Annotated in this window: 12 protein-coding genes and 1 riboswitch; of the genes, 7 read left to right on the top strand and 5 right to left on the bottom strand. The window is 73.0% G+C overall.

The genetic code is table 11. From position 1 onward, the window contains the following. Positions 1-169 precede the first annotated feature (169 nt). Positions 170-1,366, top strand: a complete 1,197-nt coding sequence (locus tag ACFVSN_RS27540; RefSeq protein WP_387956764.1) for a GDSL-type esterase/lipase family protein — start codon at positions 170-172, stop codon at positions 1,364-1,366. Between the two features lie 100 nt (positions 1,367-1,466). Here the strand turns inward: ACFVSN_RS27540 and ACFVSN_RS27535 are convergent, their stop codons facing one another. Beyond that, positions 1,467-2,825 (bottom strand): NAD(P)/FAD-dependent oxidoreductase, encoded by a 1,359-nt coding sequence (locus ACFVSN_RS27535; protein WP_380445890.1) that lies wholly within the window; start codon positions 2,823-2,825, stop codon positions 1,467-1,469. Positions 2,826-3,295: 470 nt separating this feature from the next. On the opposite strand from ACFVSN_RS27535, the gene ACFVSN_RS27530 reads away from it, so the two are divergent. From ACFVSN_RS27530 to purB, 4 genes are all read left to right on the top strand, one after another. After that, on the top strand, positions 3,296-4,051 hold the full coding sequence (locus ACFVSN_RS27530) for a HipA family kinase (RefSeq protein WP_380444893.1): 756 nt from the start codon (positions 3,296-3,298) through the stop codon (positions 4,049-4,051). Beyond that, positions 4,048-4,434, top strand: a complete 387-nt coding sequence (locus ACFVSN_RS27525; protein ID WP_380444894.1) for a DUF3037 domain-containing protein — start codon at positions 4,048-4,050, stop codon at positions 4,432-4,434. The genes ACFVSN_RS27530 and ACFVSN_RS27525 overlap by 4 nt, the downstream gene beginning before the upstream one ends. Positions 4,435-4,505: 71 nt before the next feature. Further along, positions 4,506-4,961 carry a MarR family winged helix-turn-helix transcriptional regulator gene (locus ACFVSN_RS27520; protein ID WP_380444895.1) on the top strand — a complete coding sequence of 152 codons (456 nt, stop codon included), beginning with the start codon at positions 4,506-4,508 and terminating at the stop codon, positions 4,959-4,961. A 72-nt stretch (positions 4,962-5,033) separates the two neighbouring features. Beyond that, a complete protein-coding gene (gene purB / locus ACFVSN_RS27515; protein WP_380444896.1) occupies positions 5,034-6,464 on the top strand; it encodes an adenylosuccinate lyase in 1,431 nt (476 codons plus the stop codon). A gap of 7 nt (positions 6,465-6,471) precedes the next feature. On the opposite strand, the gene ACFVSN_RS27510 is transcribed toward purB, so the two are convergent. Then, positions 6,472-8,004 carry a DHA2 family efflux MFS transporter permease subunit gene (locus ACFVSN_RS27510; protein ID WP_387956763.1) on the bottom strand — a complete coding sequence of 511 codons (1,533 nt, stop codon included), beginning with the start codon at positions 8,002-8,004 and terminating at the stop codon, positions 6,472-6,474. A gap of 311 nt (positions 8,005-8,315) precedes the next feature. Continuing rightward, positions 8,316-8,496, top strand: a riboswitch (cyclic di-AMP (ydaO/yuaA leader). 2 nt (positions 8,497-8,498) lie between these two features. Here ACFVSN_RS27510 and ACFVSN_RS27505 point away from each other — a divergent pair. Next, positions 8,499-9,428 (top strand): peptidoglycan DD-metalloendopeptidase family protein, encoded by a 930-nt coding sequence (locus ACFVSN_RS27505; protein WP_387956762.1) that lies wholly within the window; start codon positions 8,499-8,501, stop codon positions 9,426-9,428. A gap of 205 nt (positions 9,429-9,633) precedes the next feature. On the opposite strand, the gene ACFVSN_RS27500 is transcribed toward ACFVSN_RS27505, so the two are convergent. Beyond that, entirely contained in the window at positions 9,634-11,085 is a 1,452-nt protein-coding gene (locus ACFVSN_RS27500; protein WP_380498662.1) for a sensor histidine kinase, read from the bottom strand. Between the two features lie 283 nt (positions 11,086-11,368). Between ACFVSN_RS27500 and ACFVSN_RS27495 the strand changes: the two genes are divergently transcribed. Beyond that, positions 11,369-12,895, top strand: a complete 1,527-nt coding sequence (locus ACFVSN_RS27495; RefSeq protein WP_387956761.1) for an APC family permease — start codon at positions 11,369-11,371, stop codon at positions 12,893-12,895. A gap of 32 nt (positions 12,896-12,927) precedes the next feature. On the opposite strand, the gene ACFVSN_RS27490 is transcribed toward ACFVSN_RS27495, so the two are convergent. Then, a complete protein-coding gene (locus ACFVSN_RS27490) occupies positions 12,928-13,653 on the bottom strand; it encodes a DUF2470 domain-containing protein (protein ID WP_387956760.1) in 726 nt (241 codons plus the stop codon). Between the two features lie 121 nt (positions 13,654-13,774). After that, positions 13,775-14,182 (bottom strand): RidA family protein, encoded by a 408-nt coding sequence (locus ACFVSN_RS27485; RefSeq protein WP_387956759.1) that lies wholly within the window; start codon positions 14,180-14,182, stop codon positions 13,775-13,777. Positions 14,183-14,203 lie beyond the last annotated feature (21 nt).

The raw sequence follows: 14,203 nt of genomic DNA, 5'->3' as shown, positions 1-14,203 counted from the left end.
GGGGCTGGTCTGAACCCGTGGGTAACAAAGCGGGAAACCTGCTGCACGTACCTAGCGGTAACCAGCTCTGTCATGCCATCTTCATCGCGCCACCGGCGCCGGCGGCCTACCCTCACACGCGTCTTCCCGTCCCCACACCACGGGGAGACCGAGCCGCAGGAGTTCCGCCGTGCCCGAAAACGGTTCGAGAAACACCCGCACGACCCCGCGACTCGCCCGCAGGCTGCTCACCGCGGCCTTCGCCCTCCCGCTCGCGATCGGCGGCGGTGTCGCCGTCGCCGCGCCCGCATCCGCCGCCTCCGCCGCGGCGCCGAGCGGGCCCACCGCCAGCGTCACGCTCGGTGACAGCTACATCTCCGGCGAAGCCGGCCGGTGGATGGGCAACTCCGCCGACGGCAGCGGCGACCGGAGCGGCACCGACCGTGCCTGGAACGGAAGTTCCTACGACCCGAGCGCCGTCTACGGTGCCACCGCCGCCAACGGCTGCGACCGCTCCGACGTCGCCGAGGTGACCGGTGCGTCCTCTGTGGCGGCCAAGCAGATCAACCTGGCCTGCTCGGGCGCCGTCACCAACAACGTCTTCCGCGCCTCCAGCGGCGGCCAGTCGCTCAAGGGCGAGGCGCCGCAGGCCGACCAGCTCGCCGCCGTGGCCGCGCAGAACAACGTCAAGCTGATCACGCTGTCGATCGGCGGCAACGACCTCGGGTTCTCCGGCGTCATCTCCAGCTGCGTCCAGGACTACCTCGTCTGGTACAGCTACTGCCACGGCTCGCAGCAGTCCGCGATCGACTCGAAGATGCCGGCGGCGATGGCCGGCGTCGGCAAGGCGATCGACGAGATCCGTGCGGTGATGTCCAACGCGGGCTACGGGCAGGGGACTTACCGTCTCGTGCTGCAGTCCTACCCGTCCCCGATCCCGCGCAGCTCCGAGATGCGCTACCCCGAGAGCGGCTGGACCCGCTCCAACACCGGCGGCTGCCCGTTCTGGGACGGCGACGCCGACTGGGCGCGCGACTCGATGGTGCCGCAGGTCTCCAAGGCGCTGGCGCAGGTCGCCGCGGCCAAGGGCGTCCAGTTCCTCGACCTCTCCGACATGCTGCAGGGGCGCGAGGTCTGCTCCACGGCCACCCAGCAGCCGACCACGGACGCCGCGCCGTCCGCGGCCACCAGCGAGTGGGCACGCTTCCTCGACGGCGGGCTCAACACCACCCAGGGCGCGCTGCAGGAGTCGATGCACCCGAACTACTACGGGCAGCAGGCGCTGGGCAGTTGCCTCACCCAGCTGTTCGCGCGGAGCAGCGGGAACTACGCGTGCCGCAACACGGCCGGGCAGGACGCGAGCGGGATGTACCTGGCCGCCGAGTGACGTTTTGCGATGTGACGTGATGTGACCCGATGTGACGTGGCGCGACGTGGCCCTGGCCTTCCCCGTGTGGAACGGGGGAGGCCAGGGCCCCTCGGGGTCCTCAGCCCTTCGCGAGCAGCGCCTGGGCGTGTGCGCGGACCTGATCCTTCGTCAAGTACGCGTCCGTGTACTCGAAATCCTGCAGTCGGGCGGGCTGGCGGGCCAGGAAGCCCGTGCGGACGAAGTCGTCGCCGGCCGTCGCGTTCAGCAGCCAGTTCGCGCCCACCCGGAACTTCGCCACGTTGGTGCGCATCGCCATCAGGTGGTAGCCGCGGGCCACCAGCTGCGCCGGCACCCCGCGCAGCTCGACGCCGACCGGCTTCGACACCGCGTCCTTGCCGCCCAGGTCGACCACCAGGCCCAAGTCCTTGTGGTAATACGGCTCCAGCGGCTGGTGGCGGAGCGAGGCGATCACGTTGTTCGCCACCGCGCGGCCCTGCCGGGCCGAGTGCTGGGCGGTCGGCGGACACACCGCGCCGTCGCCCTTCGCGAGGTCCGGGACGGCCGCGGCGTCGCCCAGCGCGAACACCCCGTCGAACTGCGGCACCCGCATCTCCGCCGTCACCGCGATCCGGCCCCGCACCGTCTCCGCGTCCAGCGTGCCGATCAGCGGGCTCGCGGCGACGCCCGCCGTCCAGATCAACGTCCGGCAGGGGAGCACCCGGCCGTCGGTGAACTTGACCGACTCGGCGCCGACTTCGGCCACCGACACGCCCAGCGACACCTCGATGCCGCGCGCCCGCAGCACCTCCAGCGCCGCCGTGCCGAGGGCGTCGCCGAGTTCGGGCATCAGCTTCGGGGCGATGTCGATCAGGTGCCACTTGATCTGCCGCGCGTCCAGCCGCGGGTAGCGGCGGGCCGCGGCGGTCGTCAGGCGCTGCAGGCAGGCCGCCGTCTCGGTGCCCGCGTAGCCGCCGCCCACCACGACGAACTGCAGCCGGGACTCGCGCTCGTTCTGGTCCAGCGTCGTGGAGGCCAGGTCGAGTTGGGCGATCACGTGGTCGCGGACGTAGGCGGCCTCGGCGAGCGTCTTCATGCCGCGGGCGTAGTCGGTGAGGCCCGGGATGTCGAACGTGCGGGTGACGCTGCCCGGGGCGAGCACGAGGATGTCGTACTTCTGCGCGATCACCTCGTCGGTGATCTTCCGGACGACGCAGACCTTGGACACCGGGTCCACCCCGATGGCCCCGCCGGGCACGATGTGGGTCCGGCGCAGGCTGCGGCGCAGCGACACCGCCACCGACTGCGGCGTCAGGACGCCGGCGGCGACGTGCGGCAGCAGCGGCAGGTAGAGCTGGTAGCTGAACGGCGTGACCAGCGAGATCTCGGCCTCGGAGGGCGCCAGCTTGTGTTCGAGGCGGCGGGCGCACTCCAGGCCGGCGAAGCCACCGCCCACGATCAGGATCCGGGGTCGTTCCATCGCTCATCCCTTTACCGTGCGGGTCTTACCGGGAGGGGTCCTTGGTGCTGTCCGCCACACTCGCATGGGGGAGGGGTGGGTGCCACTGGGGTGGGGCGGATGGGGGCCGCTGCGCGGGGCTTGGGGGCGGGGCGTGGGCTTTCGGGTGGGTGGGGGATGCCGGGGGTGGCTGCGGGGGTGGCCGCTCCGGGGGCTGGATGATTTTCCGACTGCCGACTCTATGGGTGGGGTGTTCTCGCCGTTGGCAGTCTGAAAATCACCCGTCACGCCCCTCTCCGCGGCCACCCCCTCCGCCACCCCCTCCCGCAGCGCACCCTCTCTCTGGGGAGGGATGAGGGGAGGGGGTGGCGGAGGGGGTGCGTTGGTGCGGCGGGGAGGGGGCAGGGGCACGGGATGGGGTGGGGAGGAGGGGGAGGCTAAGCGGGGCATGGGGTGGGACTGGGGGGTGGGGCACCGATAGGGTTGGGGGTGTGCTTCCTGAGGTGACGGCGGTCCGGTATGTGACGCCACTGCGAGAAGGCGGTTCGATGCCGGGCCTGGTCGAGGCCGACGACCGGCGGCTGTACGCGTTGAAGTGGGTCGGTGCCGCGCAGGGGCGCAAGGCGCTGGTCGCGGAGGTGCTGGCCGGTGAGCTGGGGCGGCGGCTGGGGCTGCCGGTGCCGGAGCTGGTGACCGTCGACCTGGATCCGGTGCTCGCGCGCAGCGAGCCGGATCCGCAGGTCCAGGACCAGATGCGGGCCAGTGGCGGGACCAACCTCGGCATGGCGTTCGTCAGCGGGGCGCTCAACTTCGACCCGCTGTGCTTCGAGGTCGACGCGGGCCTGGCCGGGCGGGTGCTCTGGTTCGACGCGCTCATCGGCAACGTCGACCGGTCGTGGCGGAATCCGAATCTGCTGGTCGCCACCGGCGGGCTGCGGCTGATCGACCACGGCGCGAGCCTGATCTTCCACCACAACTGGGCGGGCGCCGCCGCGTGGATCCGCCGTCCGTACGACGCCTCCGACCACGCGCTGCTGCGTTCCGGGCCGGACCTCGCGGCCGCGGACAAGGACCTCGCGCCGCTCGCCGAGGCGGCGGTCGAGCAGGCCGTGGCGCGGATCCCGGACGTCTGGCTGGTGGACGAGCCGGGCTTCGACTCGCCGGACGCGGTGCGTGCCGCGTACCGCGCCCAGCTGACCGCTCGACTGGCCGGTCCGCGCGACTGGCTGCCGGAGGTGCCCGCATGACCGTCGAACTCCACGACTACGAGTACGCCGTGATCCGCGCGGTGCCGCGGGTCGAGCGCGGCGAGTGCGTCAACGTCGGCGTGCTGCTGTACTGCCGGCAGAACGCGCACCTGGCCGCGCGCACCCACCTGGACCAGGCCCGGCTGCTGGCGCTGGACCCGGTCGCGGACGTGCACGGCGTCCGGAAGGCGCTGTACGGGATCGAGGCGGTGTGCGCGGGCGGTTCGCAGGCCGGGCCGGCGGCGTCGGACAGTCCCGGGCAGCGCTTCCGGTGGCTGACGGCGCCGCGCAGCGCGGTCGTCCAGCCGGGGCCGGTGCACACGGGGCTGACCGCGGACCCGGAGGCCGAGCTTCGGCGGTTGTTCGACCAGTTGGTGCTCTGAGCGGTTGATTCCGTGACGGTTGCCGTGGTCAAAGCTTGAGTTGCTGAAGCACTCGGCCGTACGCTGGTCCCATGGGTTCGACAGCGACGACGACCGTACCGACCAACGCCGAGCTGATGGAGGTGTTGGCCGCCGTCGGTGCCGCCTACTTCCAGGACTTCGCGGCGGCCGCGGCCCGGCACGGGCTCTCCTCCTCGCAGGCCAAGGCGCTCGGCGCGGTGCAGGAGCCGGTGCCGATGCGCGCGCTGGCCGGGCGGCTGGGCTGTGACGCCTCGAACGTCACCGGGATCGTCGACCGGCTGGAGTCGCTCGGGCTCGCCCACCGCGAGGCGGCGGCGGGCGACCGGCGGGTGAAGATCGTCGTGATCACCGAGCAGGGCCGGGACATCCTGACCCGCATCCGCGGCGAGATGGCGCGCACCCACCAGGCCTTCGAGGCGATGACGGACGAGCAGCGCGTCGCGCTGCACTCGATCTGCTCGCAGGTGCTGCCGGTGCTGGCAGGCCGGACGGGCGGCGCGCAGTAGCGCCAGGGCTCTACGGGCGTAGCGCGCCGTCGGCTGCAGTGGGCGTGACCTCGGCTGTTAGGCTTGCGAAGCGTGAGCGCGAAGCCCCAGATCCCCAATGTCCTGGCCTCCCGGTACGCCTCGGCGACCCTGGCCCAGCTCTGGTCCCCCGAGCACAAGGTGGTCCTCGAGCGCCACCTGTGGCTCGCCGTCCTGAAGGCCCAGCAGGACCTCGGCGTCGAGGTGCCGGCGAACGCCGTCGCCGACTACGAGCGGGTGATCGACCAGGTCGACCTCGGCTCGATCGCCGCCCGTGAGCGGATCACCCGCCACGACGTGAAGGCCCGCATCGAGGAGTTCAGCGAGCTCGCCGGGCACGAGCAGATCCACAAGGGCATGACCTCGCGGGACCTGACGGAGAACGTCGAGCAGCTGCAGGTCCGCCAGTCGCTGGAGCACGTGCGCGACCGCACGGTGGCCGTGCTGGTGCGCCTGGCGAGCCTGGCCGCGCAGCACTCCGAGCTGGTCATGGCCGGCCGCTCCCACAACGTCGCCGCGCAGGCCACCACGCTGGGCAAGCGCTTCGCGTCGATCACCGACGAGCTCCTGGTGGCCTTCCGCCGCCTGGAGGAGCTGATCGCCCGCTACCCGCTGCGCGGGATCAAGGGCCCGGTCGGCACCGCGCAGGACATGCTGGACCTGCTGGGTGGCGACACCGAGAAGCTGGCCGAGCTGGAGCGCCGGGTCGCCGGGCACCTCGGCTTCGAGAACGTGCTCACCAGCGTCGGCCAGGTCTACCCGCGCTCGCTGGACTTCGAGGTGCTCACCGCCCTCGTCCAGCTCGCCGCCGCGCCGTCCAGCCTGGCCAAGACCATCCGCCTGATGGCCGGCCACGAGCTCGTCACCGAGGGCTTCAAGGAGGGCCAGGTCGGCTCCTCCGCGATGCCGCACAAGATGAACACCCGCTCGTGCGAGCGCGTCAACGGCCTGGCCGTCATCCTGCGCGGCTACGCGTCGATGACCGGCGAGCTGGCCGGCGACCAGTGGAACGAGGGCGACGTCTCCTGCTCGGTGGTGCGCCGGGTCGCGCTGCCGGACGCGTTCTTCGCCTTCGACGGCCTGCTGGAGACCTTCCTGACCGTCCTCGACGAGTTCGGCGCCTTCCCGGCCGTCGTCGAGGCCGAGCTGGACCGCTACCTGCCGTTCCTCGCCACCACCAAGGTGCTGATGGGCGCGGTGCGCGCGGGCGTCGGCCGGGAGACCGGGCACGAGGTCATCAAGGAGCACGCCGTCGCCTCCGCGCTCGCGATGCGCGCCGGCGCCCGCGAGAACGAGCTGCTGGACCGCCTGGCCGCCGACGAGCGGATCCCGCTGGACCGCGCCGCGCTGGACGCGCTGCTGGCCGACCGGCTCTCGTTCACCGGCGCGGCCGGTGCGCAGGTCGCCGAGGTCGTCCGGCTGGTCGAGGCCGTCGCCGCGGCCTACCCGGAGGCGGCCAAGTATGCCCCCGGTGACATTCTCTGACGCAGCGTCAGGTTTTTGAGGGCCCTGCTGCCGGACCGGTGGCGGGGCCCTCGTGCGTGTGGACGTGGCCGGGGTCGAGGGGCGGGGTCGTGCCGCAGCACCACTCGGTGTCCGGCTCCGCGACCGGGTGGTCCTCGGGGGCCAGCACGTTGCCGCGGATGGTCACGAAGGCGGTGATCGCGCCGGCCGTCAGGAGCCCGGCGCAGATCAGCATCGCGGTGTGGAAGGCGTTGTCGACCGCGGCCGGCACCCGGTACGCGTCGCCGCTCAGGCCGGCCAGGGCCGGGAGGGCCGCGACCGCGAGCAGGCCGGCCGCGCGGGCGGCGGCGTTGTTGACCCCGCTCGCGATGCCCGCGTGCCGCACCTCGACGGCCGCGAGGACGGTCGCCGTCAGTGGAGCGACCAGCAGCGTCATGCCGCAGCCCATCACCGTGACGGCGGGCAGGACGTCCGCCCAGTAGGAGGAGCCGGCGCCGGCGCGCAGCATCAGCAGCACCCCGGCGGCGCACAGCAGCGGCCCGACGGTCAGCGGGATCCTCGGGCCGATCCGCTTGCCGAGCCGCGCGGCGCGCGAGGACAGCGCGAGCATCAGCACGGTGATCGGCACCAGGGCCAGGCCGGACACCAGCGGCGAGAAGCGGGCGACGATCTGCAACTGGACGACCAGGAGGAAGAAGACGCCGCTGAACGCCGCGTACACGCAGAGGGTGACGAGGTTCACGGCGGTGAACAGCCGCGAGGAGAACAGCCCGAGCGGCAGCATCGGTTCGGGGGCGCGGCGTTCGACGACGATGAAGGCCGCGCCGAGCACGAGCCCGAGCACGCCGGTGACCCAGACGACGGGGGACAGGCCCTCGCCGCCCGCCGTCAGCGCGTAGGTGAAGGTGCCGAGCGCGAGGGCGGCGAGCACCGAGCCGAGCACGTCGAAGCGGCCGGTGGCGCTCTCGTCCCGGCTCTCGGGGACGTAGCGGGTGGCGACCGCGATCACGGCGGCGGCGAGCGGCAGGTTGAGCAGGAAGATCCAGCGCCAGCCGGGGCCGTCCACGAGCCAGCCGCCGACGAACGGGCCGACGGCCGCCGACACGCCGCCGAGGCCGGACCACAGGCCGACCGCGGCCGAGCGGTCGTCCGGGTGGAAGACCGCCTGGAGCATGGCGAGCGAACCGGGCGTCAGCAGCGCCCCGCCGATGCCCTGGACGGCGCGTGCGGCGATCAGCACCTGGATGTTCGGCGCGGCGGCGCAGGCCGCGGAGGCGATGGCGAACCAGACCACGCCGAGCAGGAAGACCCGGCGCCGGCCGTAGCGGTCGCCGAGCGCGCCGCCGAGCAGGATGAGCCCGGCGAGCGTCAGCAGGTAGGCGTTCAGCGTCCACTGCAGGGACGCGAGGGTGGCGCCGAGGTCGGTGCCGATGCGGGGCAGGGCGACGTTCACCACGGTGCCGTCGAGCATCGCCATGCTGGAGCCGAGCACTGTTGCCAGGAGGACCCAGCGTCCCTGCGCGGTGCCCAGGCGCAAGGAGCCGGCGTTGGTTGTGGCCACGGCCCGATCCTCCGCCCGGCGGGGTGCACGTGACAAGGGTCACCGGTGGTGCGTCCGGGGGGTGCGGTGGGTGATCGTGTGGTCACGGAGGGGTCGGCTCGTCGGCGGAGGGTCGTTGATCCGCTGCGGGCAGTGAATGGATTGTGCACGCACCGTATTCCGGATCATTCGGAGCGTCATCGTGGCGGGTGGGGTTGTTGTGGGTTCAAGAGATCGACATTGCTTCACCCGGACGGATGAGTTTTAGTTCAGCGACCGACCGGCCAGTCCGGACGGATCCACCGGGTGGAACGCCGAGTCCTGCCGCTGCCCGGTGGCTCGCACTGAACTCTGTACGGCAGGAGCGGGGGACCCACAGGTAAGTCGCCGGACCGGAATTCGCGCTGTTTGCGCGGAAGTTCCAGGGCCGGCTCGGGGTGAAGCCGCGCATGCGGCCGGGCAACTCCAGCCCGAACCCGACAGCTCACCTCGCAGGCGTCGGAGAGGAAACTTCCATGCCTGCTCAGGCTCGTCGTATCACCCTGCCCCGCGCCGCCCGCATCGGCATCGCGACCGCCGTCACCGGTGTCTCCTTCGCCCTCCCGCTCGTCACCGCGATGAGCGCCCAGGCCCACACCGCCCCCGGCACCCCCGCCGCTCCGGTCGCCGCCGCCTCGGCCCCGGCCGCTCCGGCCGCCGCCCAGGGCGACGCCTCCTACCGGGTCGTCAGCGGTGACACCCTCTCGAAGATCGCCGACGCCAAGCACGTCGAGGGCGGTTGGCAGGCGCTGTACGCGCACAACCGTTCCGTGGTCGGCGCCAACCCGAACCTGATCTTCCCGGGTCAGTCGCTCGCGATCGCGGCCCAGGCCGCCCCGGCCGCCCCGGCCGCTCCCGCTCAGAAGCCCGCCGCCCCGGCCGCCAAGCCGCAGGTGCAGGTCCAGACCGAGGCCACCACCCCGGGTGCCCAGGTGCAGGTCCAGGCCACCGTGGCCCAGCCCGCGCAGGCTCCGGCCGCCGCTCCGGTCGCCGCCGCCTCCGGCTATGTCGCCCCGCTCGCCAACCCGGTGCTCGGCGAGGCGTACGGCGTCGCCGGCGCGATGTGGGCCTCCGGCCACCACACCGGCCAGGACTTCGTCGCCTCCACCGGCACCCCGGTGCGCGCCGTCGCCAACGGCGTCGTGGTGAAGGCCGACAACGGTGGTGCCTACGGCAACGAGGTCGAGATCCAGCTCGCCGACGGCAAGTACGCGCAGTACGCGCACCTGTCCTCGATCGGCGTGACGGTCGGCCAGTCCGTGACCGTCGGCCAGCAGCTCGGCCTGTCCGGTGCCACCGGCAACGTGACCGGCCCGCACCTGCACTTCGAGATCCGCACCGGGCCGGAGTACGGCTCGGACATCGACCCGGTCGCCTACCTCCGGGCGCACGGCGTCGCGCTCTGAGCTCCCCCCTTCGGGGATGACGGACCACCGTAGGTGCGGGGCGAAACGATCGTCCGGGATGGTCATGTCGGGTGACCGCTCGACCGGGTGATCGCCGCACCGGCGGACATGGGCGCGGGACACGCCCAGACCGGCCCGGCCCACGAGGATTCCTCGTGGGCCGGGCCGGTCGCTGTCTTCCGGCCTGCCGTTCTCGTCGCCGGCCTCAGCTCCGGTCGGCGCCGGCCGGCGGGGGCGTCTCCGGCGGCGGTGTGGCCGCGCCCGGCAGCCGGACGGTCGCGACGGTGCCGCCGTCCGGGCCGGCCGGTGCGAGCGCGACCTCGCCGCCGGCCGCGCGGACCGTGCGGGCGACGATCGCCAGCCCCAGGCCGGATCCCGGCAGTTGGCGGGCGGACGGGGAGCGCCAGAAGCGGTCGAAGACGTGCGGGAGGTCCTCGGCGGCGATGCCGGGGCCCTCGTCGCGGACGGCGAGTTCGCCGTCCGCCAGCGAGACGCCGATCCGGCCGCCGGGCGGGCTGAACTTCACCGCGTTGTCCAGCAGGTTGATCACGGCGCGCTCCAGCGCGTGCGGATCGGCGCGCACGTACCAGGGCGTCAGGTCGGCGCCGAACACCAGGCCGGGGCCGCGCAGTTCGGCCCGCTCGACGGCCCGGGCGGCGATGTCGTGCAGGGCGACGACGGGCAGCGGCTTCGCGCCGCGGGCGTCGGCGGGGCGGGACAGTTCGAGCAGGTCGCCGATGAGGGTGGAGAGTTCCGTCATCTGCGCCTTCATGTTGCCGAGGATCCGGGTGAGCGTCGCCTCGGGCAGTGGGCGACCGGACTCCTGGCTGCGGATGAGCAGGTCGACGTTGGTGCGCATGGAGGCCAGCGGGGTGCGCAGTTCGTGGCCGGCGTCGGCGATCAGCCGGGCCTGGCTGTCCAGCGAACCGGCGAGGGCGGTGCTCATCGCGTTGAAGGCCTCGCCGAAGCGGGCGATCTCGTCGTGTCCGGAGACCTCGATCGTCACGCCCGGCTCCTGGGTGCGGGCGATGTGCTGGGCCGCGCGGGTGAGGCGGTCGACCGGGCGCAGGGCGGTGCGGGCGATCCACAGGGCGCCCGCGGCGGCGAGCGCGATGACGACGGCCGCGGCGCCGGCGGTGATCAGGGCGAGCTCGGTGAGCGCGTCCTGCACCGGTTCGAGCGGCTGGGCGAGCGCCACGGCGGCGGTGGAGGCGGCGTTGTCGAACATCACCGGGCCGAAGCTGACCACGTAGACCCGCACCGGGGTGCCGTCGACGGTGTGGCCGTCGCGGAACAGCGAGGCGGCGTGCGGGCCGCTGCTCCCGCTCTGCGCGACGGGCAGGTCGTCCGGGGTGACGACCACGGCGCGGGGGTCCTTCTGCGGACAGGAGGTGCCGTCGGCGACGATCACCGTCGGGACGGTGTCCCCCCTGGGCATCCAGGGCTGCCCGGCCGCGCCGTTGCACCAGTCGTTCAGCGCCTTGATCTGCGCGCCGCTCGGCGGCCGGTCGCCCGGCATCCACGCGTGCGACAGCGTCTGGTCGACCTGGTTGACCATCTCGTCGCGCGCGACGAACCAGCCGGCCACCGCGCAGGCTACGACCGCCAGCGAGACCGCGGCCGCGGTGAACAGCGCGAGCCGGCCGCGGAGCGTCATCCGGCCGAACCAGTGGGCCGTGCCCGGTCTTTCCCTGCCCGGTCTTTCCTTGTCCTCTGCCGTCATGGCTCCAGTTCCCCCGGCTGTTCGTCCTTCGTCGGGCCACGATCCACCGCGACCGTGAGACGGCGATGAGAGCCGGCTGACGTGGAGATCAAGACTGCGTCCGGTGGAGTGGCCGGACTGGTCGTTCGTTGACGATTTGTTCGGCGTGCGGGCCTTCGGCGTGCTGCGATGGCGCCGGTCGGTGCGGTGGTCGGGTGCGGTGGGCGGAGGCGGGCGGATGGCGGTCCAGAGCGGCGGGCGGGCGGCGGAGCGTGGGGTCGACCGGCTGAAGCCGGGGTCGGTGGGGCTCGTTGGGGTGGTGTTCATGGCGGTCGCCACCGCCGCTCCGATCACCGCGATGACCGGGAACCTGCCCATCGTCGTCGGGCAGGGCAACGGGGCCGGCGCGCCCGCCGCGTACGTGGTGGCGACGCTCGTGCTCACCGTGTTCTCGGTCGGGTACGTGGCGATGGCCCGGCACATCACCGCGGCCGGTGCGTTCTACGGGTACGTCTCGCACGGGCTCGGACGCGTGGTGGGGATGGCGGCCGGGCTGCTCGCGCTGCTCGCGTACGTCGCCTTCGAGGCCTCCGTCGTCGGCTTCTTCGCGTACGCGCTGCGCGGGCTGGTGCGGGCGCAGTTGGGCGTGGACCTCGGGTGGGGGTGGTACGCGGCGGCCGGGCTGCTGGTGATCGGGGTGATGGCCTGGTTCGACCTGCACCTGACCGCGCGGGTGCTCGGGGTGGCGCTGGTGCTGGAGGTCGGGGTGCTGGGGGCGGTGTCGCTCGCGGTGCTGGCGGCCGGCGGCGGGCCGGACGGGATCGTCGGCGAGGCGGTGAATCCGCTGAACGCGCTGAAGGGGGTGGGGGGTTCGGGCGCCGCGGCGGCCGGGCTCGGGCTGTTCTTCGCGTTCACGTCGTGGGTGGGGTTCGAGTCGACGGCGATGTACGGGGAGGAGTCGCGCGATCCGAAGCGGGTGGTGCCGCGGGCGACGCTGGCGTCGGTGGTCGGGGTCGGGCTGTTCTACGTGTTCGTGTCCTGGATGATCGTGTCCGGCAACGGGGTGGAGCACGCGGTCGCGGTGGCGAGCGGTGCGGTGCCGGGCAAGGACGGGAACAGCCTGTTCTTCGACCCTCTGGGCGCGCACCTCGGGGCGTGGGCGGTGCGGGTGTTCCAATGGCTGGTCGTCACCGGGTCGTTCGCGTGCGCGATGGCCTTCCACCAGTGCGCGGCGCGGTACCTCTACGCGATCGGGCGGGAGCGCTTCCTGCACCCGGCGCTCGGGCGCACGCACCCGCGGCACGGTTCGCCGCACGTCGCCTCGGTGGTGCAGTCGGGGATCGCGGCGGGGCTGGTGCTCGCCTTCCTGGTGGCCGGTATGGATCCGTACCTGCACCTGTACACGCTGCTGGCGCTGCTGGGGACGATGGCGATCCTGATCGTGCAGACGCTCTGCTCGTTCGCCGTGGTCGGGTACTTCCACGTGCTGGGGAGGCACCCGGAGACCAGGCACTGGTTCCGGACGCTGACGGCGCCGGTGGCGGGCGGGGTGGCGATGGCGGGGGTGGTCGCGCTGTTGGTGGTGAACCGGGGCGCCGCGGCGGGCGCGGCCGCCGGGACGCTGCTGTTCCGGCTGATCCCGTACCTGGTGATCGGTGCCTTCGCGGGCGGGATCGTGCTGGCGCTCGTCATGCGGTGGCGGCGGCCGGAGCTCTACGCGCGGATGGGGCGGATCGTGTTGGAGGATGCGGCGGAACGTGATTGACGGTCCGTCAGGTTTTTTGGGGTTGACGGTTGTCAGATGCGGTGGGCGGGCAGCGCGTGCTGGGCGGCGGCCAGCAGGTCGTGCATGCGGTGGCCGAAGTCCTCGGTGTCGGTGGCCGGTTCGGGGAAGACCAGGCGGACGTCGCGGTGGCCGTGCGGGTGGTCCAGGCGCAGCACCAGGCCGTAGCGGTCGAGGGCGAGCGGGCGCACGGCGGGGCGGCCGGCGAGGAGCGCGGGGTCGAGCAGCCGGGTGAGGACGGCGAGCGCGTCGGCGTGGTCGTCGGCGAGGTGGGTGAGCAGGCCGGCCTCGGTGCGGGCGAGCTGGTCCGGGGTGACGAGGGCGAGTTCGGCGGCGGTGACGGCGCCGGTGCCGTACGGGGTGGACAGGACGGCGTGGGCGGTGTCGACGCGCAGGTGGACGCTGAGGCCGTCGTCGGCGAGGTGCGCCAGGCGCAGCCGGCCGGCGAGGGAGAGGCGGCCGCGGACCCGGTCGCGGACGGCGACGGGGGAGACATCGGTGACGTCGAGGACGACGGCGAGGCCGTCGGGCGCGTCGACGGCGGCGAGGGTCAGCGGGGCGTCGATGGGCGCGCGCAGCCGGAGCCGGGAGCCGTGGACCGCCACCGGGCTGGCGAGGTCGTGGTGCTCGCCGAGGGCGCGGACGGTGAGCGACGCGGTGGCCGTGAGTAGGCTGTGGACCCGCTCGGCGGTGGTGGGCTCGGCGGCCTCGTCGGCGGGGTGCTGGCGCGCGGTGGCCATGCGGACCTCCTGTTAGTTAGGTGAGCCTAACCTAAGGGTGGCGGGCGCCGGTGGCAAGCGGCGGGCCCGGACCGCGTGAAGCGTCCGGGCCCCGGCTGGCGGCCACTTCTTCCGCGGCGCGTCAGGAGACGACGGCCTGTGCGTCGATCTCGACCAGCATCGGCTCCTGCGGCAGCTCGACGAAGATCGTGGTGCGGCAGGGCTTCACGCCGCCGGGCTTGATGTTCTCCGCGATGAACTCGCCGTAGACCTCGTTCATCGGCGCGAAGTCGGCGCGCTTGGTGAGGTAGACGCGGAACATCACGACGTCCTCGATGCTCGCCCCGCCGGCCTCCATGATCGCCTTGACGTTCTCCAGCGTCCGCCGGGTCTGCGCCTTCACGTCCCCGTGGTACAGGTACTCGCCGGTGGCCGGGTCCTGCGGGCCCTGGCCGGAGACCTGGAGGATCGGGCCCTTGCGCACGCCCTGGGAGAACAGCCAGGCCGGGGCGGGGGCGCCGTCGGTGCGGATCTCGGTCTTGTCGCTCATGCTCATCCTTTGCTCATCCTT

The sequence above is a fragment of the Kitasatospora sp. NPDC057904 genome, assembly GCF_042887925.1.
Taxonomy (GTDB): domain Bacteria; phylum Actinomycetota; class Actinomycetes; order Streptomycetales; family Streptomycetaceae; genus Kitasatospora.
The sequence above is the reverse complement of the archived record's forward strand: the minus strand, read 5'-3'. Positions and strand labels throughout refer to the sequence as shown.

What these genes read in the sequence shown, in the direction of transcription:
- ACFVSN_RS27535 (WP_380445890.1), bottom strand. Translation starts at nt 2,825, where the DNA reads ATGGAACGACCCCGGATCCTGATCGTGGGCGGTGGCTTCGCCGGCCTG.
- ACFVSN_RS27525 (WP_380444894.1), top strand. Translation starts at nt 4,048, where the DNA reads ATGACCGTCGAACTCCACGACTACGAGTACGCCGTGATCCGCGCGGTG.
- ACFVSN_RS27520 (WP_380444895.1), top strand. Translation starts at nt 4,506, where the DNA reads ATGGGTTCGACAGCGACGACGACCGTACCGACCAACGCCGAGCTGATG.
- ACFVSN_RS27505 (WP_387956762.1), top strand. Translation starts at nt 8,499, where the DNA reads ATGCCTGCTCAGGCTCGTCGTATCACCCTGCCCCGCGCCGCCCGCATC.
- ACFVSN_RS27500 (WP_380498662.1), bottom strand. Translation starts at nt 11,085, where the DNA reads ATGACGCTCCGCGGCCGGCTCGCGCTGTTCACCGCGGCCGCGGTCTCG.
- ACFVSN_RS27495 (WP_387956761.1), top strand. Translation starts at nt 11,369, where the DNA reads ATGGCGGTCCAGAGCGGCGGGCGGGCGGCGGAGCGTGGGGTCGACCGG.
- ACFVSN_RS27490 (WP_387956760.1), bottom strand. Translation starts at nt 13,653, where the DNA reads ATGGCCACCGCGCGCCAGCACCCCGCCGACGAGGCCGCCGAGCCCACC.
- ACFVSN_RS27485 (WP_387956759.1), bottom strand. Translation starts at nt 14,182, where the DNA reads ATGAGCGACAAGACCGAGATCCGCACCGACGGCGCCCCCGCCCCGGCC.